The sequence below is a fragment of the Bacillus sp. FJAT-42376 genome, assembly GCF_003816055.1.
Taxonomy (GTDB): domain Bacteria; phylum Bacillota; class Bacilli; order Bacillales; family Bacillaceae; genus Metabacillus_B.
The window spans coordinates 4,019,984-4,041,399 of record NZ_CP033906.1; the positions used below are offsets into that span (position 1 = coordinate 4,019,984).

20 protein-coding genes and 2 pseudogenes are annotated in these 21,416 nt (G+C 43.5%); all 22 read right to left on the bottom strand.

Features of this window, described 5'->3' with window-relative positions; all coding sequences use genetic code 11:
* Positions 1 to 322: 322 nt before the first annotated feature.
* Entirely contained in the window at positions 323 to 2,833 is a 2,511-nt protein-coding gene (secA, locus tag CEF21_RS20215; RefSeq protein ID WP_123919524.1) for a preprotein translocase subunit SecA, read from the bottom strand.
* Between the two features lie 629 nt (positions 2,834 to 3,462).
* Entirely contained in the window at positions 3,463 to 4,713 is a 1,251-nt protein-coding gene (arcA, locus tag CEF21_RS20220) for an arginine deiminase (protein ID WP_123920451.1), read from the bottom strand.
* Positions 4,714 to 5,688: 975 nt separating this feature from the next.
* On the bottom strand, positions 5,689 to 6,039 hold the full coding sequence (locus CEF21_RS20225; protein ID WP_241156723.1) for a hypothetical protein: 351 nt from the start codon (positions 6,037 to 6,039) through the stop codon (positions 5,689 to 5,691).
* The gene (locus tag CEF21_RS20230) at positions 6,036 to 6,341 is read right to left on the bottom strand and encodes an antibiotic biosynthesis monooxygenase family protein (protein ID WP_123919526.1); all 306 of its coding nucleotides are present in this window, start codon (positions 6,339 to 6,341) and stop codon (positions 6,036 to 6,038) included. The genes CEF21_RS20225 and CEF21_RS20230 overlap by 4 nt, the downstream gene beginning before the upstream one ends.
* A 171-nt stretch (positions 6,342 to 6,512) precedes the next feature.
* Positions 6,513 to 7,082, bottom strand: a complete 570-nt coding sequence (gene hpf / locus CEF21_RS20235; RefSeq protein ID WP_123919528.1) for a ribosome hibernation-promoting factor, HPF/YfiA family — start codon at positions 7,080 to 7,082, stop codon at positions 6,513 to 6,515.
* Between the two features lie 308 nt (positions 7,083 to 7,390).
* Positions 7,391 to 7,774 (bottom strand): DUF8042 domain-containing protein, encoded by a 384-nt coding sequence (locus tag CEF21_RS20240; protein ID WP_123919530.1) that lies wholly within the window; start codon positions 7,772 to 7,774, stop codon positions 7,391 to 7,393.
* Between the two features lie 87 nt (positions 7,775 to 7,861).
* Positions 7,862 to 8,080 (bottom strand): hypothetical protein, encoded by a 219-nt coding sequence (locus CEF21_RS20245; RefSeq protein WP_123919532.1) that lies wholly within the window; start codon positions 8,078 to 8,080, stop codon positions 7,862 to 7,864.
* Between the two features lie 19 nt (positions 8,081 to 8,099).
* Positions 8,100 to 8,649 (bottom strand): annotated as a pseudogene (locus tag CEF21_RS21655) (DUF5381 family protein).
* 28 nt (positions 8,650 to 8,677) lie between these two features.
* Positions 8,678 to 8,815, bottom strand: coding sequence for a hypothetical protein (locus CEF21_RS21450; protein WP_164462262.1), 138 nt, complete (start codon positions 8,813 to 8,815; stop codon positions 8,678 to 8,680).
* A 178-nt stretch (positions 8,816 to 8,993) separates the two neighbouring features.
* Entirely contained in the window at positions 8,994 to 9,344 is a 351-nt protein-coding gene (gene fliT / locus CEF21_RS20255; RefSeq protein WP_123919536.1) for a flagellar protein FliT, read from the bottom strand.
* On the bottom strand, positions 9,344 to 9,745 hold the full coding sequence (gene fliS / locus CEF21_RS20260; protein ID WP_123919538.1) for a flagellar export chaperone FliS: 402 nt from the start codon (positions 9,743 to 9,745) through the stop codon (positions 9,344 to 9,346). The genes fliT and fliS overlap by 1 nt, the downstream gene beginning before the upstream one ends.
* Before the next feature lie 16 nt (positions 9,746 to 9,761).
* Entirely contained in the window at positions 9,762 to 11,270 is a 1,509-nt protein-coding gene (locus CEF21_RS20265) for a flagellar hook-associated protein 2 (protein WP_346773359.1), read from the bottom strand.
* 18 nt (positions 11,271 to 11,288) lie between these two features.
* Positions 11,289 to 11,633: a flagellar protein FlaG gene (gene flaG / locus CEF21_RS20270; RefSeq protein WP_123919540.1), complete on the bottom strand. Its 345-nt coding sequence runs from the start codon at positions 11,631 to 11,633 to the stop codon at positions 11,289 to 11,291.
* 203 nt (positions 11,634 to 11,836) lie between these two features.
* Positions 11,837 to 12,306: pseudogene (locus CEF21_RS21660) on the bottom strand (DUF5381 family protein).
* Between the two features lie 64 nt (positions 12,307 to 12,370).
* Positions 12,371 to 12,913, bottom strand: coding sequence for a DUF5381 family protein (locus CEF21_RS20280; protein WP_123919544.1), 543 nt, complete (start codon positions 12,911 to 12,913; stop codon positions 12,371 to 12,373).
* Between the two features lie 207 nt (positions 12,914 to 13,120).
* A complete protein-coding gene (locus CEF21_RS20285; RefSeq protein WP_123919546.1) occupies positions 13,121 to 13,594 on the bottom strand; it encodes a DUF5381 family protein in 474 nt (157 codons plus the stop codon).
* A gap of 219 nt (positions 13,595 to 13,813) precedes the next feature.
* Complete coding sequence (locus CEF21_RS20290; protein ID WP_123919548.1) at positions 13,814 to 14,359, bottom strand: DUF5381 family protein; 546 nt, start codon at positions 14,357 to 14,359, stop codon at positions 13,814 to 13,816.
* A 470-nt stretch (positions 14,360 to 14,829) separates the two neighbouring features.
* Positions 14,830 to 16,932 carry an ADP-ribosylglycohydrolase family protein gene (locus CEF21_RS20295; protein ID WP_123919550.1) on the bottom strand — a complete coding sequence of 701 codons (2,103 nt, stop codon included), beginning with the start codon at positions 16,930 to 16,932 and terminating at the stop codon, positions 14,830 to 14,832.
* A gap of 18 nt (positions 16,933 to 16,950) precedes the next feature.
* Positions 16,951 to 18,093, bottom strand: coding sequence for an ADP-ribosylglycohydrolase family protein (locus CEF21_RS20300; RefSeq protein WP_123919552.1), 1,143 nt, complete (start codon positions 18,091 to 18,093; stop codon positions 16,951 to 16,953).
* A gap of 12 nt (positions 18,094 to 18,105) precedes the next feature.
* Positions 18,106 to 19,560: an extracellular solute-binding protein gene (locus tag CEF21_RS20305; RefSeq protein ID WP_123919554.1), complete on the bottom strand. Its 1,455-nt coding sequence runs from the start codon at positions 19,558 to 19,560 to the stop codon at positions 18,106 to 18,108.
* A gap of 36 nt (positions 19,561 to 19,596) precedes the next feature.
* Positions 19,597 to 20,475, bottom strand: coding sequence for a carbohydrate ABC transporter permease (locus tag CEF21_RS20310; RefSeq protein WP_241156724.1), 879 nt, complete (start codon positions 20,473 to 20,475; stop codon positions 19,597 to 19,599).
* A gap of 2 nt (positions 20,476 to 20,477) precedes the next feature.
* On the bottom strand, positions 20,478 to 21,377 hold the full coding sequence (locus CEF21_RS20315) for an ABC transporter permease (RefSeq protein WP_123919556.1): 900 nt from the start codon (positions 21,375 to 21,377) through the stop codon (positions 20,478 to 20,480).
* Positions 21,378 to 21,416: the final 39 nt, after the last annotated feature.

Below are 21,416 nucleotides of genomic sequence, written 5' to 3' on the forward strand. Positions count from 1 at the left end.
TTCTTCGTTCGTTTTACACATTTTTATCGCCAAAATCTATTCTTTTTCAAGCATATTCGAGAAATTTCGTAAAACATTTAGTATACAACATAATTGTAGCTTTTGCCAATTGCCGGCACACATACATCAAATCGCAGCCCTGTTCAAGAGGGGATTTCCAGTAAGCCCTTTAAGCTAAGCTCTGTGTTTTTACCATTCGCTAAGCATCCCTTTAGACACAAAAAACCCCCGGCTTAGCGGAGGTTTTCCATTTCAATATTCTCTGTAATCAGGACTTTTTAGACAGTCCATTGCTTTAAAATTTTCTCATAAAAGACGTTCATTATTTCCCGCAGCAGTTTTTATATTTCTTCCCGCTTCCGCAGTCGCACATTTCATTGCGTCCAATTTCCACGACTTTGCGTGCAGGTTTTTTCTTAGGCGCTTCGTCGCCTTCTTTAGGATGAACGGCAGTCTGGCCTTTTGCCACTTCTTCACGCTCAAGGTTGTTGCGGATTTCTGCTTTCATTATATATTTCGCTACATCTTCTTCAATCGAAGCAATCATCGCCTCAAACATCGCAAATCCTTCCATTTGATACTCGCGGAGAGGATCGTTTTGACCGTAGGCACGAAGGTGGATTCCCTGGCGGAGGTGGTCCATTGCATCGATGTGGTCCATCCACTTGGAATCTACTGCCCGAAGAACGATAACTTTCTCAAACTCGCGCATTTGCTCAGAGCCGAAGTCTTCTTCTTTTCGGTCATATTTCTCAGACGTTTTAGCAAGAATCACTTCCTCAATTTCTTCTGTATCCTTGCCGCGGACTTCATTCAGTTCAAGTACTCCTTCATCAAGGAAGTTTCCATTTACAAATTCAACAAGTCCCTCAAAGTCCCACTCTTCTTCTACTACTTCAGGAGGAGTATAAAGAGCAACCGTACGCTGAACCGTTGATTTAATCATGTCTTCAACGATTCCACGAAGGTTATCGGAATCAAGGACATCAAAACGCTGCTTGTAGATGACTTCACGCTGCTGACGCAGAACGTCATCATATTGCAGAAGCTGCTTACGGGCGTCGAAGTTGTTCCCCTCTACCCGTTTCTGAGCGGATTCAACAGCACGCGAAACCATTTTGCTCTGAATCGGCTGCGTATCATCCATTCCAAGACGATCCATCATATTCATCATATTTTCAGAACCGAAGCGGCGCATCAATTCATCTTCCATGGATAGATAGAATTGAGTGATACCCGGATCTCCCTGACGTCCGGAACGTCCGCGAAGCTGGTTATCGATCCGGCGTGATTCATGGCGCTCTGTACCCACTACAGCCAAACCGCCCAAATCCTTTACACCTTCGCCGAGTTTAATATCAGTACCGCGTCCTGCCATGTTTGTAGCAATTGTCACGGCGCCTTTTTGTCCGGCAAGTTCAATGATTTCGGCTTCACTCGCATGGTTTTTCGCATTCAGCACACTGTGAGGCACACCTTTTTTCTTTAAAAGCTGGGAGATCAGCTCAGACGTTTCAACCGCCACTGTACCAACCAGCACAGGCTGTCCGACAGCATGGCGCTGTGCTACTTCTTCTACAACAGCAAGGAATTTCCCCTGCATGGAGCGGTAAACAAGGTCCGCGCGGTCATCACGCTGGATTTCACGGTTTGTCGGAATGGCCACAACATGCATATTGTAAATGTTGCGGAATTCCTCTTCCTCGGTTTTGGCTGTACCCGTCATACCGGAAAGCTTCTTATACATACGGAAATAGTTTTGGAACGTAATCGTTGCAAGCGTCATGCTTTCATTCTGGATTTCCAGACCTTCTTTGGCTTCAATCGCCTGATGAAGGCCTTCACTGTAGCGGCGGCCTTTCATAAGACGGCCAGTGAAGGAATCAACAATGACGACTTCTCCGTCCTGAACGACATAATCGACATCGTTCTGCATGACCACATGGGCTTTAAGTGCCTGATTGATATGATGATTCAGTGTCACGTGAGAAATATCAAAAAGGTTTTCGATGCCAAATGCTTTTTCAGCCTTCGTAATTCCGTCCTCAGTCAGCTGAACGCCCTTGGTTTTTACATCAAATGTGTAGTCATCTTCTATTTTCAGCATGCGGACAAACGCATTGGCCTGCATGTAAAGTTTTGTTGATTTAGCAGCTTGTCCGGATATGATCAGCGGCGTACGCGCTTCATCGACAAGAATGGAATCCACCTCATCAATGATGGCATAGTTTAGCGGGCGCTGAACCATTTCTTCCTTATACAGCACCATGTTGTCGCGCAAGTAATCGAATCCGAGCTCATTATTGGTGGAGTATGTGATATCAGCGGCATAGGCAGCCCGCTTTTCTTCCTTCGTCAGCTGATTCAGGTTTAACCCTACAGTCAAGCCTAAGAATTCAAAGATTTTCCCCATTTCCACTGCGTCACGGCTGGCCAAATATTCATTGACTGTAACAACGTGCACGCCTTCTCCTGATAATGCATTTAAATAAACCGGCATAGTAGAAGTAAGAGTTTTCCCTTCCCCGGTTTTCATTTCAGATATATTTCCTTCATGAAGGGCAATCCCCCCCATAAGCTGCACTTTAAATGGATACATCCCGGTTACGCGTTTTGAAGCTTCGCGTACGACAGCAAAAGCTTCATTAAGAAGACGGTCAAGAGACTCTCCTTTTTCAATACGCTGCTTAAATTCGGTTGTTTTCGCCTGTAGCGCCTCATCTGATAGCTGTTCCATCTGAGACCCCAGCGCATCTATTTCGTTCGCAATTTTTTCATAGCGGTTTACTGTGCGTTTATTTGGATCAAACACTTTATTCAAGATTCCAAGCATTTAAAAACGCTCCTCTGCTGTTAAATATCAAGCCGTTTTCTTACAAAAATTGAAAACACATAGAACTATCGTTAATTCTAACACTATTCAGGGTTGTGGACAACATGATAAGGGGGAATCAGTAAAGAATTGGAAGGGAAAACGCTTCACTTTTTACTCAAGATTTATATGAGAAATTTCAGCTCCTGAACGGGCAGGAAGCTGCAGAACCTTTATAGGTTATCCCTATTCATCCAATAGGCAGGCTTTTTTGTATGCTGCCGTTATACTTTGGTGGAATAGAACGTGGAATTCGATGGAGTGTGAGTTTGAATTTGAGTTTGCACTGACCCCCGTTTCTTTACCGTACGAAACCTCCGTCCCTGTTTCTGCTTATTCTATCTGCATCAAGGCTTTCAGTACCTGCTCCTCTTTCCCCCAATCCATCACCGCAGTGAGGGTCAGTGCAATGCACTGACCCCCACTTCTCTGCCAGACTAAACCTCCGTCCCCTTCTCACGACAGCCCTTGTGCAGCCTGATTTTTCCCCTTTTCTCCTCTGCCCCCTTTTGCATGAACGTGCCGGGGGTCAGTGCACAGTCCGCAATCAAAAAAAAAAAGCTGACCCCACAGGGCCAACTTCTTCTTCCTTATAATTGATCACGCACCATCGGCATGCTCATGCAGCGCGGACCGCCTCTCCCCCTGGAGAGCTCAGAGCTTGGAATTTCGATGACATCAATGCCATACTCCCTCATAATCCGATTGGATACATAATTCCTGTTGTAGGTCACTACAACACCAGGTGCGATCGCGAGTGTATTGGAGCCGTCGTTCCACTGTTCTCTTGCCGCAACAATCGCATCTCCTCCCCCGCATGGAATGAGGGTTACATGATCGAGATCCAATACTTCCTTAAGTGTTTCAATCAAGTTTGTGCGGGTAGAGATTTGCACCCTTTTCGGATCTTCATCGTGCTTTTCAAGAATGTATATATTCATATCACCGGTTGGCCCCTGAATCGCAGGGTGAATGGTGAACTTATCATAATCGACCATTGTAAACACTGTATCAAGATGCATGAACGCCCTTGATTTCGGAATTTCGATTGCGACTACTTTTTTTACATGGTCCTGTTTTTGAAACAAATTGACCGCTAACCGTTCAATCCCCCTTGCGGATGTCCTTGCGCTGACCCCGATGGCCAGCGTATCTTTGCTGAGGACGAGCTCATCGCCGCCTTCTACCGGAAAGTCATAGTCCCGATCGAGCCAAACCGGTATTTCCTTCGATGCAAAACGGGGATGGTAGCGGATTATATACTCCATAAACAAGGATTCCCGCCTTCTTGCTCCCTCATGCATCCGGTTAATCGTCAGCCCGTTTCCGATGACAGCTGCCGGATCCCTTGTAAAATAAAGATTTGGCATTGGATCGAGATAAAAAGGATATTGGTCTGTCATGAATTCATAAAGATGGCGCTTCCGCCCTTCATCAATTTCAGACGTCCTCACTCCGGCCATGATTTTTGACACAAGCTGCCCATTCGGCAAATCAAGGAGAAATTCCTTTAGACTCTCGCTTGCACCATTTATATTTGATTTGCTTTCTTCTAGCAGCTGATCAATAAAACTCTCTTTTGCCTTGCCGAAATGGAGCGCTTCTTCAACAAGCTTCTCCAAATAAAGGACCTCCACCCCCTGATCCTTCAAAGTTTCTGCAAAGAAATCATGTTCCTCTTGAATAACAGGCAAATAAGGGATATCATCAAACAGCAATTTATGTAAGAGCTCCGGTGTCAGGTTCTCCACTTCTCTTCCGGGCCGGTGAAGCATAACCGTTCTTAATGTTCCGATTTCAGAAGTAACATTCAGCGTATCCGTACTGGCTGCGTTCAGCATTTTACTCATTCGGTTCGTGCCCCCTTTGTTATCTCCTTATCTCTACCCGGAATATCCCTTCCTGTAACGTTCACTTCTGCATTCAGTACACCCTGTTATTGAAAGGAACACCTTTTAAAAAAGGGGAAATGCCCGTTTTTTTTCGTGCAAACAACTTCTGCTTACTATTTTTTACAGAAAGGCAAATGAAGTGAATGACGATTCGGCCCTATGCGGATCAGAAGAAACAACACTCAACCAAGTTTATGAAACATTTGAGGGCATTAAAACCCTTCATGAAAAGCTCAATCATTCATTTTTCCCAGTCTCTTACGTAATCCATTTAAACCGTGAGTCTCATATTACTCCGAGAAATGAAACAGACCAGGTATTTTTTTTTGGAGTATACACAATGCTTATTTATCCAAATTAAAGAATGATGATTACCATTCTAAATTATCTTTATTTCTTTAAAGACGCAAAGCCTTTGTCATGATATCAAACAAATCATTTTCATTCTCAAAACCGCAGCTGAAAATGCAGGCAAACTAAAGTCTCAAATTCTTCCGATGATGACCCATGCCTTTTGCCAAAACAAAAAACATTACAATTGAAACAAGCCTTCACGGATAAGAAGAAATATTCCTGACAGCCAACAAAGTCTGTTTAAAGCAAATCATGCTGAATCTGCAGTCTAATGCAGTCAAATACAATCGGGATCACGGCCGCATTGATGGGTAGGTTGGGAAAGAAAACGGAGACGTTATAATCCCGGTAAAAGATACCGGGTTTGGAATTTCAATAGAAGATCAGCAGCGGATTTTTGATCCATTTTTCAGATCGGCGGGATGTCGTAGGATCTCGTGTAGGACTTTCGCTGACAAAGCAGCTCACAGATGAAATGGGGGATCTCTCGGGGTAGAAAGTGTCCTTAACGAGGGGAGTCTGTTATGGGTTAAATTCCTATAAAAAGAATAAAAAGGGGGAATACCCCCTTTACTGGTTTTCAAGTATATGATTGGCTTCGCGCAGATATCCGATATAAACTTCCTTTTCTGGAGCGTCAACGGATTTCATCGCCTCTGCAATCCGCTCAAAATTATCTATCAAGTGCTCACTCTTCATTCCGCGGGATGTCAAAACATTATTAAGCCAAACAGCGTAATCCGTGAAAATCTTTGGCATCCCCGCTTCATAGGCTGTCGCTAAATGCTTAAAGTGATGCTCATTATCCTCCCGGCACTTTTGCTTTCCTCTTTCACCATATCGGTCGAGAAGCTCCGGATACTGCTTATATATCCCGGCAACCACATGTTCAATCGCTTGATCAATCTGCTCCTCTGTCACGTGGCCACCACCTCATACTTCTTCACAATCGGCACAATGGCAGCAAGCTCCTGATCCGGATAGTTCTTTTCATGTTCATGGACTTTCTTAAACGCATCACTTTGAACCCAATTCATATAGTGGTCTTTCGTTTCCCATTCAATCTGGACGGTAAGCTCGCCTTTTTTCTTCTCATTTTGGAGAAGCTGAAAAGAACGGAAGCCTTCATATTGATCAACCATTTTTGATCTCGTTTTGTAAATGGAAATGACCTCATCTGCTTTATTCTCGGGTACATTAAATGTGGAATGAACGATATACAACGATTTCATCTCCTCTATTTTGCATCTCTACTAACCTATCATACATTTAAGGTAGAGCATACAAACTTGACGTATAAGATTTTTCCAATCTATTTTTCAGTATAAGGTATGAGATACCAATTTACTATATAAAAAAGAGGCACCGTTAAACGGCGCCCCCTGATGTCATTCTTATTCGTTCGGCTCAATCACGCCGTATTTGCCATCTTTCCGTTTGTACACGACATTTGTCCGGTTCGATTCTGCATTCGTGAAAACGAAAAAGTTATGGCCCAGCATATTCATTTGAAGGATCGCTTCCTCGCTATCCATCGGTTTTAAAGTGAAACGCTTCGTTCTCACGACTTCCATGCTGTCTTCTTCATCTTCCTGCGTTTGAACGGCGGTCGGTGTTTCAACAGGATTTCCATTCGCAAACATTAATTTTGCCGAGTCCTGCTCGCGGAATTTACGGTTCACTTTTGTTTTATGCTTTCTGATTTGGCGCTCCAGCTTGTTCGTCACAAGATCGATCGCCGCGTACATATCCTCATTATGCTCTTCGCCGCGAAGGACGAGATTCGTCATTGGGATTGTAACCTCCACTTTGGATTCCATATCGCTGTAATAGCTTAGATTCACATGGACATCTGCATCCACGGACTCCTGAAAGTACCTTTCAAGCTTCCCAATCTTCTTCTCCACGTAATCTCTTAAAGCGGGAGTTACCTCAATGTTTTCCCCTCTGACATTGTATCTCATTAAAAACTCCTCCTTTGTAAAGGATATGTAAACTTATTTCTACTTTCCCCTCTAGTATTCCTGCTCAAACGTAAAAATAGTGTGAAGGATTCGTGAAATTTGTAATAATATGCAGAATAGTCGGGAATTTTGACCTTTTTCTGCGGTATTACCGGCATTTATCATTTAATTTGGCTGGCATGGAAATTTATCGGCTATTTTTTAAATAAATCGACCGAAATTTTATGATATCGACTTTTCGACCGTTCCAGACAACTATCGCGTCTCCCCAATCAGACTCTGAAAAAACCGCCTGGACATCCAAGCGGCTACTGTAAAATATACGGCTGCAATCTTCTTTGAATGCCCTCTTTCCATAAAACAAATACGGGAGCCAGACGGTCTTTGAGATACGTTTCATACGTCAGCGGCTGAAAATACATGAACTCCAGATGATCCAATTCATTAATGACATCATCAAACCTTCTGACTTCTTCAGCAAGGAATGGATCCTCCTCTGCTACCGTTTCAATCAGGAGTATATTCGAGCTGTCAATATGATAAAAAGCCCTCATAATATCTGAAAAAACTTTTTCTGCTTCTGTCAGTTCCAGCTTTTGAAAGCTTTCCAAAACGTAATCCAGCCCCTCTTGAACGGTGTTCAGCAGATGATAATAAAAATGATACAATTCAAAGCGCTCATACGCGTTCAATTTATCCACCCTCGATATAGGTCGTTTTTACTATTTTTTATATCGGTTCGGGTATGTAATTGTTAATAGGTGGAAGCACATTGGCGATTAGATTATTTTATCCAAGAGCAAATATCCCAGTACGGCTATCTGGACAGGGATCATAATGAGCGGCATGCACCCATTGAAGCTGCAGCAGCCTTCCGAACACCCCTCCAAACAGCCATCGGAACATCCGTCTTTTTCTTTCTTGTTTTTGTCAGGCTCCTTTCCTCCTTTAAATTCATTCCGGTAGTTTTTCATTGAGTTAACATAGCTCTTATCCATTCGGTCTCCTTTTCTCTTATCAATCAGGTGCTTGATTCGATTCGGCAAAATGAAACCCTTTATTGTTTTTCAGCCACACTTCCCGGTCACTCTCATCCATGTAAGGCAAAATATAGCTGCGGACCATTTGATCAAAAACCACGGGCCCCAGCAAATTGTAGGTGGGGATTCTTATTCGTTTTCCTTTCTTGGCTGTAATGATAAGATCTTCAAAAATCAAGCCTCTAAAAGAATAGAAATGGCGGTCCAATCTTACTTCTTTAATGTCCTGAATAAGGACGGTCTTGTTTTTCTTAACGGCTGAAGAGAGAGTTTCTCCTTTTTTAATCAAAAGAATAGCTTTCCTTTTGCTGAAAAAACCCGGAGTTCCCCACAAAAAGGTGATCAAACCAAAAGGCATTGACTGCCAGATAAATGAGTGCATAGCTGGATTCAAATTTAAGCCCCTGGTAAAAGAGGAAAAGGCTGACTAAAAATGTCCCTATTGTCGCCAGTAAGCCCCAGATTATAAGAAATAATTTAGTTTTTACTTCTATGAAAGGCCCATGGTCCTGAAAATGATCACTCATATGGATTCCCCATTTCTATGTATAAACTTCAAAAGATCCATTGATCCAGTCCCATATACAGTAAAATAAATAACTGGATTGGAATCATCGTTAGCTGAGTACAGCCTTCACTGCAGCATCCATCATCCTTTTCTTCTTTCTTTTTGCTTTTTTTGTATCCTGCCATTTATAAAACTCCTTTATGATTCTAATCAAGTCAGTGCAGATTTTCCCGTTTTCACAGGATAAAAAAACCATTTAAATCCAATATAAAAGAATCAAGAAAACTTCAATAGGCACATTCGTAAAGGTGCATAAAGCCCAACAAAAAAACTCTCCCCCATATTCCGGGAGAGAGTCCTTCTTTATTTCCGCTTATCATAAAACATCCCGTCTGCCTGAACAGACTGGTAGGGGTTCACGTATTTGTCAGCACCGGCTTTCGTTTTTCTCAGCTGGTGCATATCGCGCTGAATGCCCGATTTGACAATGACCATTTTTTGAATGATTAGTTTGTTCCAGACATTTAATTCCTGGAGCTGTTTTTGCTCGTCATTTGAGAAAGGAGGCTCCATCTTGCTGATGGCTGCTTCTCTTTCATTCAGCATCTTATCCATGAGCTCGATCACGGTATCCCGCTCCTCCTGCTCGATAGGCTTGCTGAGCAATCCCAGCAGCTGCCCGGTAAGAGTGTGAACCTCGGCAACGGAACTCATTAAGCAGATCCGCCCTGTTTGAACTGTGCCTGGCGGTTCAGCTGAATAACCTGCTTCCATGTGTCGCGGAACTCTGTTACATAGCCTTCTACTTCGTCCAGGATGGCTGTGTCATTTCCAAGGTTCGCTTCCATTAAACGGCGATTCATGTATTCGTAAAGAGACATCATATTTTTAGAGACTTCCAGTTCCATATTTAACGTAACCATAAGCTCCTGGATGATTTTCTGAGCCTTCAAAAGACTTGTGTTTTTTGCTTCAATCTGCTTTTGTTCCATAGCCGTTCTTGCCTGCTTGATAAACTTCAAACAGCCGTTGTACAGCATGAGCGTCAGTTCGCCGGGAGATGCAGTGGTCACAGAATTTTGCTGATAAGCCTGGTATGGATTATTTACTGCCAAATGGTTTCACTCCTCATTAATTTCCGCCGCCGCCGAATCCGGCAAGCTGCGCTGATTGTGCATTGGCCCGCTGGATAGCCGTTTCCATAGCGGAGAACTGGCGCCAGTAGCGGTCTTCAATTTGAACGAGCCGGTCCTCAAAACGATCAATTTGTGTACTCACGCTATCAAGACTTTTCCCGATGGAAAACTTTTGCGTGGTCATCAAGCTGTTACCAGCCTTCGTTTCAACTTTCGTAATCGTATCTTTGATGGAAGCACGCAGACGCCCCGCGATCCCCATCGTTTCAGGGGCTGTTCCTTTAGCATTAAACAGTTCGTAAACAGCATTGGGATTCGCCTGAATTTTCTCGCGCAGCTTCGTTTCATCGATGATGAGTTTCCCTTTTTCCATATAGTTGGACGTCGTCTTGATCCCAATATCAGATAACTGAGCATAGTCTTTTATCGCTCCGCCGACGGGTGCATAAAAATCATTTCTCAATTTGTTCAGACCGGATGAAAGGATGGCATCATTCTTCAGCAGCCCGCTCTTGGCTTTTTCTTCCCATTGCTCTATCTGTTTGTCAGACAGGGACTCACGCTCGGTATCTGTTAAAGGCTGATAGGATCTGTAACGGTCCTCTGAGATTTCTCCGTTGATTTTTCCGATGATTTCGTTGTATTTATCGACGAATTTTACGACGGATTCCACAATAGAATCAGTATCGGTTGTGCTGGAGATGCTGACCGGAATGCCGTTTGTCTTTTGTTTCGCGTTGTACTCTACACCATTTATGGTAAAAGTGTTTGATGGCTGGACCATTTCGTAGCCGTTCACTTTTACGGTAGCATCAGTACCAGTTTGGTCTTTTTTAAGGGTGTTTGGATTAGGATTAGCAGCGTCAAATGCAAATCCCAGACTTGTCATAAATGCCTTGGCATCAGCATTATCGGCAACAATCGACCCACTGGCGCCTGTCTTGCTGCTCGTTAGAATGATTCTAGACTGTGTCTCACCTTTTAGAGTTGCCTGCATGGCTGAAACACCTAGAGTGGAAGAATTGATTTTAGATAATACCTGCTCCATCGTATCTCCGGCAGCAATAGAAATTTTGACCTCTCTAGGAGCTGCAGAGCCTGGATCCGTTACTTTAAAGACCATTTCTTTAGCTCCGGCTGGCACGGCTGGGTTCAGTGCTCCTTTCCAGGACGCAGAAGACGCCAGCTCTGTTACTTCAATTGAAGAAGAAAAATTCGCAGAAGCACTGATCGCTTTCGCACTAACCGCTGCCTCATTCGAACTGCTGACCGCCTTTTTATTGAAAGTAGATTGAAGGGTAAGCGAATTTTTGTTAATGGGACTGAGCATATCATCCAATTCTTTCAGCAGCTTATTCATGTCGCGGTAATTATCACGCTGCCACTCAAGTGTTGTTTTCTTTTGCTTGAGCTTATCAACGCCCATCCGCTCTGCTTTCATCAAATCGCTGACCATCGTATCAATATCCATCCCGCTTGCCAGACCGCCGATTCTCATTGGCATTCTTGCTCACCGCCTTGTTTAGCTTTTTTTATCAACAAACAAACCTACGAATTCTGTCATCGCTGCATACATATCCAGCACTTTTTTATTGGGAATTTCCCGAACAATTTCTCTTGTCACATCGTCCACAACCGTCACATAATACTCATTCAGCTTTTCATGAAGGACAAACTCTGTATGGGTATTGGCAGGCGCCATAAATTCATTCAGGCTCGCAACCACTTTTTCAAGCTTTTCCTTTGAAACCGGAGCTGATTCCTTCACTTGATTGGCTGACTCTATGGCTTGTACAGGATTACCTTTTACCGCTTCTGTTTCTGGCATACGAGGCATTGCTTGGGCTGAAATTGAATTCACCGGCATGGTGGACACTCCTCTATTTATTCATCTACAGGTTATATCGGAGAGTTTGGGGAGTTGTTGAGGGGAAATAGAAAAAACCTCCTATGGTAGGAGGTTTGGAAAAAGGTGTTGTACTTGAAAAACCGAAGTCTTCATAACTACTTTCTTTTTCATTTCCAGCGTTCATATAAAATACAATAGTTATTAAAAGCTTCACTGCTTCCTTAAATTTGATTGAATCTCCTCTTATATACTGTCTGAGCATCAGAGGTCATGTATGGAAGAATATATTCTTCGATTTGCTGATTGAATTGATAATCGTTCACCAAGTTATAGGTCTTCATCTGCACAACCTCGCCCTGATGTGTATAGATAACTAAATCTTCATAAAAAATGGACCTCAGAGACACTCCTCTCCGCTTGATAGCCAGATCCTTTATATCCTTTATGGCAACTGATTTTTTTCTGGTCCTGGAATGATTTCAAAAATAACCCTTTTGTTTTTAAAAACTCCGGGTGAACTATGCAGAAACACGTAAATTCCGAAAATCATGCCTGCAAGTCCTGCAGCAATACCTACAATACTGTATGTAGAATTAAACTGGAGACCATCAATAAAAACCCATAAACATATTAGAAAGACTCCTACTGACGAAAAAAAGAATAAACCTATTAGCCTTGGGAAAGCTTTCACTTCTATGGGTCCTGTAATGATCGGATGGACCAACTAGCATTTCTCCCTTCACACACTTCCACTATTAAAATTTTGCCTCTTCGCCAAGTAAGCTATTTAACTTGGCTTTATAGCTTTTTTGAGCATTTTCAGACATATATGGGAGTATGTAATCGTTAATCTGCTTTCTAACAACTACGTCGTTTACCATGTTATAGGTGGGAATTTTAATCACTTTATCTTGCTGGGTGTATATAATTAAGTCTTCAAAAAAGATGGCTCTTGGTGTGAATCCCTTTCTATCAATTGTGATATCCTTAATGTCCTTTAACAACACACACTTTTTTTTCGATTGAATTCTTCCATTTGATCCCGTTACAATTTCAAACATCACTCTGCCCTTTTTTAAAAAACCAGGGAGAGCATGCAAAAACAGGTAAAGCCCAAATATAATTCCTGCTAAACTAGCCACAATAGCTATTAGACTGTATTTTGAATTAAACTGTAGAGCATCGATCATAATCCATATACAAAACAGAAAAACTCCTAAAGATGCGATAAGCATCCAAATGACAAGCCTCCATTGGGACCTGACAGGTATAATCTGTTCGTTATAGCTATTTTCCAACTGATTGTCTCCTCTTCAATTCGTTTTCTTTCATAAACATCTCTACTAAGATTATTTGCCTTATTCACTATGATAGGACAATAAAGTTTTTTGCTAAAACCGGAACAAATTTCATATCTTCATCAGTAGCTATAGGGTTTAATTTCCTCATAAAATAACCCCATCTTATATAATCTAAATGCTGCTTTTTTATACTCAGTTTTACGATCAATTTATGAAAGGAGTTATATAATCTCTTTTATAAGGCATAAAATCCTGTTCATGAAGAACGTTATATGTTTTAATCCTAATTTTTTTATTCTGTTTGGTGAATATAACAAGGTCGTAATATAGCCACGACCGCAAACTAACCCCTTTATGCTGGATTCTGACATCTTTAATATCTTTCATCTCCACATAGTTATCTTTTGATTGAATTCTTCCATCTGGTCCCGGAACAATTTCAAATAGGGTCTTATCTTTCCGAAAAAACACCGGGGCTGAATGGATGAGAAAATAAAAACCAAAAAATGTCCCGGCTCCACCACCTAAGAATCCTAATAAACGGTAGTTTGAGCCTGAGAATAGAGAGTCATACGTAAACCATATACAAATTAGAATGACCAAAATAGTAACGATTAACCCTATTCTAGATAATCTGGGATTGGCCTTCACTTCAATAATTGTGCCTAGCCGATTCATTCAGCTCCTCCTTCCAAAAAGTTATAATTCTTTCACCGAATAATTTGGTGATAATGCTTTTAAATTTATGAAGATGGTTTTCTATTCACCAAAAAAAAGTAGGATTTTGGCTTTAAGAGGTAGTATATTTCAAGAAAAACTATAAGTAGATAAATAATTAATCTTTTTCTTTTTACCAAAATCTTAAATACTTGCAGGTCCTTCATTTAAGCTAAAATTTCACTTTATATTTTCAGTTTGCCTAGGAAAGTTTTTAACCTTTGATTGAAAATGAGTTTGCGCTTCTTGACTCATATAAGGAAGAAGATACTTTTTCAAATCGTTGTTTAAATCTTGATAGTTTAGAAGATTATATGTAGGCAACTTTACTTTCTTATTATCATAGGTAAAGATAATTAAATCTTCAAAAAAAAGTGCCCGTGGTGTAACTCCGCTTCGCGCTATTTTATAATCTTTAATATGTTTAATAAGGACAGATTGTTTGGATGACTCAATTCTTCCATCTGGTCCAGGTATGATCGTAAATATCACTCTGTTTTTGCTAAATAGACCGGGTGCTGCGTTAATAAACATATAAAACGTAAAAGCCATTCCTAACGCTCCGCCAAAAATCCCTAAAATATCATATAAAGAAGTAAATTTAATCGCGAATAAAAAGATTGTGCCAAAGACAATAAAAGCACCTGCTGTTGCCGCTAGACCAAAGATTAAATTGGTCTTATTACATTTAATTTTTATTATGTCCTTCTTGTTAGTCTCCTGCATCCCTTAGCTCCTCTCAAGCTCTTATTAAATTCACTCCGGTATCTGAGTTTAATTCTTGTTTACTAGCTATTTCAGGGGTAAGGGCATTACGTTCGCTTCCTATTAAGGACCAAGTTGTTATTAATGTTTTGCATTTATCCATATTATGAACATATAATTCGTTTCAAGGAAATCACTCTCACAATTAAAGGTCTAGTTTAAAGGTAAATTATACTGATAAAAACCAAAAAATCCCCTAATTCACTAAGGCAAAGTTGAACCTAGTTTTGCTGAAAAGAATCATAGATACAAAAGAACTCGGAAAAGGAATCCCCAATCTGGAAAGTGCAGCCCTCCATGTATAATGCAAATAAAATTGCTGCTTTTCTTCTCATTTCGTTCACCCGCGATAATAGAGTTTTATCCCATAAGACCTATACCCATTTTATCCCAGCTAAGAAACATGAAAAAGCATCCGCAAAAGCGGACGCTTACAGCTGCTGAAATCGAAAGCCCCGAATGCATCCAGCGCCTTTTTCCAGACAGCCGGCTCCATACATCCCGTATGGAAAACGGTCGTCTTCGATCTCCATCACTTTTTCATCATCAATCAAAAAAATAAAACGTGAGTCTCTGCATTCTATTTTCACGTGATATTCTTTTCCGAGCTCCCAGGAAAAAGGAACCGTTTTCAGCTTCTGATAGCCGAAGTCATTTCGAATAAACGATACGTATCCTTCTCCGTCAAACCCGGCTAAATAGTGACGTTTAATTCCTTTTGCCCGGAAAAGGAGAAGATGGCTCCCGCCTTCTTTTGGTTCGATATATGCGGAAACGTTATAGTTGGAAGCGTAGTAGTTGCCTGAATAGGAAGAGCAGTTTTCCATGGTTTCATAGTGTAGGCGATTACCGTCCAGGCGCCATTTCCCCTTATGATGCGCGAACGGAGTAACGGATTGGAATTCCTCGGATTGTTTGGAGAAATCGATCGTATAGTCCGCTTTCCCGTATATGCGGAAATCATCAATAAACAGTTTGCCGAACGCTCTGTTATAAGAAGGAGAATGGCTGCTGATTCGATAGCCAATTTCGTCAATGAGAGAACCGTTTGTATCAGGAATCTGAAACTCGACTGAATTCCACGATTGATTATCAAGCTCCACCGTTTCAAGCTCCAGTATTTCTTTGCTCCAAGTGTCCCTTACATATGGAGTAAAAAGCATTTTTTCACCGCGCCACTGATCGAGGAAAATTTTAGCTGAAACGGTTTGGCCGCTGTACGCTTTCGGCGAAAAAACAGGCTTGTATTTTTCATCGTTGAATTCCGCTCTCCGGTAAAACGGCTTCCAAAACACACGGCTGCTGTCTCCTGCGGTGAACCGGTCAAAAAGGACCTCAAGCGAGCCCGGCTTTCGAAACCCTTTTTCCTTTGCAGGCCTCAAAATGGTTTTAAACGGATGATTGGTCCGAAACCCATGGGTAGAGCCCGGCAGAGCAAAATCTAAATAGACCTCTCCGTTTTTCAGCGAGCTTTCCAGCCATTCCGGCGGTTCTTTTCTTTCCACCTGGAATTTCAGCAAAGCCAGTTCTTTGACAAACGTCGGAATGTCGAGAATGTTCAAGTATCCGGCGACGCTGGACGTTACGATGGTATCGTTAATAGGGGTGCGGTAATGAAGCGGGATGTTTTGAAGACCGCTGAACACGCCGCAGATGGTTCCGACATTCCCTGCATTGCAATCCGTGTCCCACCCGCACATAACGGCGATTTCAACCGTTCGGTCGAGCCGCCCTTTTCCGTACAGAAGCGAGAGAACGCATACTCCTGCATTCGGGATTATATGGCATTCACCCGGATATTTATGGTACCCCCATGTTTCCTCTACATAATGGTATCCAAGACGGAAATCATCAGGATTTTTATGATGAAAAGACAAGATGGAACGGACCAGTCTTGCATATTCAGAATCTGGAGGAATTTCCAGCAGTCCCGCGGATAGAATTTCGTCTATGCTTCCTGCTGAAAAGGCCTGGGCAATACAGGCTGCCATGAATCTGGCTCCATGCAGCCCGTTCCGGTCATGAGACACACTGGCCGCTTTCTCCGCATAGTCCGCTGCTTTTCCAGGATTGCCCGGAAATATCAGCCCCCATGTATCGATAAAAATCTGGCCGCCAATCTGCTCCGCAAGCACGATTCCGTTTTCTTCAGCAGAGCCGGAGCGCGGGGCATCGATTCCTTTTGTCAAATTCGAATACGCCCGGTGCTCCGTGCTGTAAGCTTCCCCGCCCCACCAAAGCATGCCGATCCCTTCCCGGCAGTAATTCAGCCACGCCCTTCCGACATCCTGCGGCTCAAGCTCGCGATTGATGGCATCATCGAGTAATGCCCTTATAAAAAACACCGGTCCATTGGCATCGTCATCCGCTGAAAACACGCTGTAGTCTTTGATATAGCCTTTAATATTCCCGTATACGTCCCGGATTCTTTCATATGTCCATTCCCTCGGCTCAACCGGCGCTCCAAGACGGATTCCGATATTCATCCCGAGAAAACCTGCGTACACTTTTTGGAGGTATTCCTCTGTCTGCAACCCTACCCCTCCCTTTTACTAGGTCAGGTACTTCTTTCTATAGGTATGCAGCTCGAGGTCTTTCGAGATTATTTTTTTTGCTGTTTCGCAAAACCTTTCGGATAAGATTGATAATTGAAGCTGATTTGCCCGCTCCAGCAAACTCCGATCTTCCCCGCGAATGACGCGGTCTCCATGCATCGCCCCGAGTATGACACCAATCATGACACCGATTGAATCCGTATCCCGGCCGGAATTAATCCCGTCATACATCGAAGGGTAAAAAGCCCCGTCATTCAGGATGATAAACGCAAGTGCCATCGGAAGCTCTTCAATCGAAAAAAGACGGCTGGGGGTGTAGTGATTGGAAGGAACCCCTAATTTGTTCTCGCTTCGGTGCACATCATCGCCCATGGGTGAAAAAGGCTTCATTGCCTGCTGGAGGCACGAAACAATTTCGTCCATCCCCGCCCCGCATTGTTTCAGCCGCTTCGCCTCCCCGGTAACCGCGGCAATCGCCTGCTTTGTCCCGTCCTTTGCGAGAAGGATCGCCGTTTCAACAACGCTCTCCACTGTAGCTCCTTCTTCAAACGCCTTCGCGACACAGGCTGCCAATACCCCCGCGGCCTCAAGCCCATAGCTGCACTGATGGCCGAGAGCAAAAAGGATCGCTTCATCATAGGCCCCTTTTGGATCGCCGGCATTGACGATTCCGACAGGGGCGATATACATCGCAGCCCCGCAGTTGACCATATTGCCGATTCCGCCCTCCCTCGGCTCGCAGTTCGCGAGCGCGTGGCGGGTAAAGAGGGTTTTTTCCGGGTAAAAGAGGCGCTCGATTAAGAGTGCCTCTCTGCCAAATTCGGGGATATACGTTTTCCGGAAAGCGATCTCACGAAGAAATCCGTCGCTTAAATCATACGCATCCAAATGTCTCTGTTCCTGCAGATAGACCCGGATCAAGGCGCACATCATCAGCGTATCATCCGTGACAATCCCGTGCCCGCGCTGTTTTCCCTGTCTTTCTTCCTCCGGCTTATACCATTCTGTCTTTAGGGATTCAACCCGCTGATACATGTCCCTGATCTGTTCGTAACTGAGCTTTTCCACCACAGCTCCAAGGGCATCCCCAAGCGCGGCGCCAAACACAACGCCTCTCACGCGTTCCTGAAATGGAATCATGTACCCGGCTCCTTACTTCAGTTTTTCGCTCACTGTTTTTGTGATTTCTTCTCCGCCTGCTTTTTTCCACTCCTCGACAAACTGGTCAAAATCACTGATTGGCCGTTTTCCGGTAATGACATCGCTTGAGAATTCTTTATACAGATTTTCCGTTGCATCCCACTTCGCTGCCGTTTCTTCATCCAGCATCACTTTGTTATCCTCGCTGTAATACTGCTGCACCATTTTCGCAGATTCTTCTGCAGGCTTGGATAAAAGCGGGGTTTTCAGCGGTTTCTCTGTTTTAAATTCAGCCGGCTCCCAGAAACGGGCATACCATTCACTGTAATATTTATCTGTCAGCTCAATCTGATTGTCCACGATCTTATAGTGTTCGTTTTCAAACCCAATCCGGTCCAGCATCTGTCCCTTCGGACTGGCAAGATAGTCGAGCACTTTGAAGGCAAGCTCCTTGTTCTTGGACTGGGAGGAAATCGCAATACCGCGGGATTCCTTCGAAATATCGGTCGCCCCATACCCCTGGAACTCGCCCTTCGCAGGAGGAAGCACGGTCAATTCCGCCTCTTTGCCGTTCACCTGTGTCATTTTCCCGTTATAAATATCAATGACTTTTCCGTTTGTTCCAACGATGACTCCGGATTCGCCGTCATAGAAAGCTTTTTCCTTCGTATCCCATTGCTTTGTCGCAAACTGCTTGTCAAGCAGCCCTTCTTTATACAGCTCGCTGTAATACGCAAGCTTTGCTTTCTCCTTCTCTGAAACCTTGGCGTATTCGTATGTTCCGTCGCCTTTTTTCAGCCACGTCTGATTGATTCCGAATGCCATATTAAAAATGGAATCGAGCTCCGTAATATCCCCTGCCACCGTAATCGCATTTTTCGGCTTTCCTCCGCCGGGTGCTTTTTCAACGAGTTCCTTGAAGAACGCTTTGTACTGTTCAGGTGATGGATCAGCCATCAGCGTTTTAGAAGAAGAAAGCTGATTGAACCAGTCGCTGCGGATGACCGGTGTCTTTAAATCAAGGGGCTTGATCCACAGCAGATAAGGATAGTTTTTCATCCTCTTTTCATTGTATGGCTCCATGATCGATTTTAGGTTCTTTGATTTTTCGAGATAAGGGGTCAGATCCTCAAGCAGGTCCTGCTCCGCAATCTGCTGGTCGCCTCCCTGGAAATAAATCATGTCGGGAATATCGCCGCTGTATAAAAGCAGGTTCAGCTTTTCCGCATAGTTCCCCTGCGGCATTTGAACAAGCTCAAATTTCACATCCAATTTCTCATCCTTTTTCAAAGCCTTTTCCAGATTGCTGAAATATTTCTTTGTTGCCGGATTGGAAGGATCTTCGTCTTTCAGGACAAGCTTGATGGTGCCTGCCTTGCTTTCGGTCGTTGAAGTCTGATCATTTGAGCACGCAGCCATTGTAAAAATGAGCGCAGCGGCTGCAAACAAACCTGCTAGTTTTTTCATCCCTATACCCCCTTGAAATGGTTTTACATGCACGGCTTAATCCTTCACACCTCCTTCAAATGCTCCTTTTGCGTAAAACTTCAAAATGAGCGGATAGAGAATCAGGATCGGCACCATGGATACGATGATCATCCCGGCCTGGAGAGAGGAGAAATCCAGGCTCGCGATTTTGTCGTAGGAGAGGACATTTTGAGCTCCAATCAGAGAGGCGTTGTCCTTTTGAACGACAAACTGCCTAAGGACCACCTGGAGCGGCCACTTATTCGGATCGGTGATATAAATCGTCGCCCGGAAATATTCATTCCAGTGGTAGACCGCGTAAAAGAGACCAAGTGTCGCAAGTCCCGGCTTCGACAGCGGCAGCATGATTCTCGTAAAAATACGAAAATGTCCGGCCCCATCGATTCTGGCTGCTTCGAGAATGCTGTCAGGCACGTCCTGAAAAAAGCGGATGAGAATGAACAGATAGTACACATTGATCGCCTTATAGAAAATAAGCGACATGTATGTATTGAGCAGGCCAAGGTCCTTTACGAGCAAATACTCAGGAATCAGGCCGGGTTCAAATACCATAATGATAATGAGCAGAACGAGGACCACTTTTTTGCCGACGAAGTAGGTTCTCGACAGAACGTATGCGGCCATGGCTGTTAAAAAGAGGTTCAGGGCGGTTCCGGCAACGGTCAGGAAAATCGTATTAAAAATACTCCGGACAATGAGCGGATTGGAAAAGAGCACCTGATAGTTAATCAAAGAAAAGCCCTTTGGCAAAATATCAAGTCCTCCGAGTGCCTGTACCTTTAAAGGGTCGGAAAAAGACATCGCAAGCAGATTCAGGATCGGGATGAGCACCGAAACCGAAAGCAAAATCAACAGGACATAAACGAGAGCGGAAAAAGGCGTTAGCTTTTTCACGGTTACCACACCCCTCTTCCCGTAAGCCGCTTCGAAATAAAATGAGTTCCAAGGATCAGCACCGTTCCGATGACCCCTTTAAATAAACTCGCAGCCGTTGCATACGAATACTGTCCATTCACAAGTCCGATCCTGTATACATACGTGTCCAATATATCAATCACGGAAATGACCGAGTTGTTCATTAAATTGAACACCTGATCGAATCCCGCGTTCATGAAGAAACCGAGATTCAGGATAAAAACGGTGATGATCGTCCCGGAAAGCTCAGGGATTGTAATGTACCGGAGCTGCTGGAGATTCGAAGCCCCATCAATCCGCGCCGCTTCATACAAAGCCGGACTGATTTTCATAATCGCAGCCAGGTAAATAATCGAATCCCAGCCGGCGCTGCGCCAGATTTCCGAAAAGACGAGCACCCAGCGGATGTGGTCCTTACTTGTCATATAATCAACCGACGGAAGCTGAAAAAAATTCCGGATCAGATTGAGTCCTCCGTCTTCCGGGTTCAGAAGGCTTATCCAAATTCCGGCGATCACGACCCATGAAAGGAAATGAGGCAGATAAATGATTGACTGAACCGAATTTCGAAATCGGCCATGCTGGACTTCATTGATTAAAATCGATAAAAGAATCGGGACCGGAAAAAAGAAAAGCATTTTCATCGCACTGATGATGACCGTGTTTTTCAAAACGGTAAAAAAAGCCGGGGAGCTGAAGAGCACGTTAAAATGCTTCAGCCCCACCCATTCGTGATTTCCGAGGATCCGGTAATCCTGGAACGCAAGCTTCATCCCAATCAGCGGAACGATATGAAAGGTAATGAAGTACACAAGCGCCGGAACAAGCATCGCGTAAAGAACCCAGTCTTGTTTGATCAATTTCCACTTTGATTGCAGCATCGCAAAGCCAGCTCCTTTTCAGGCAGAGAATAAGAGTTT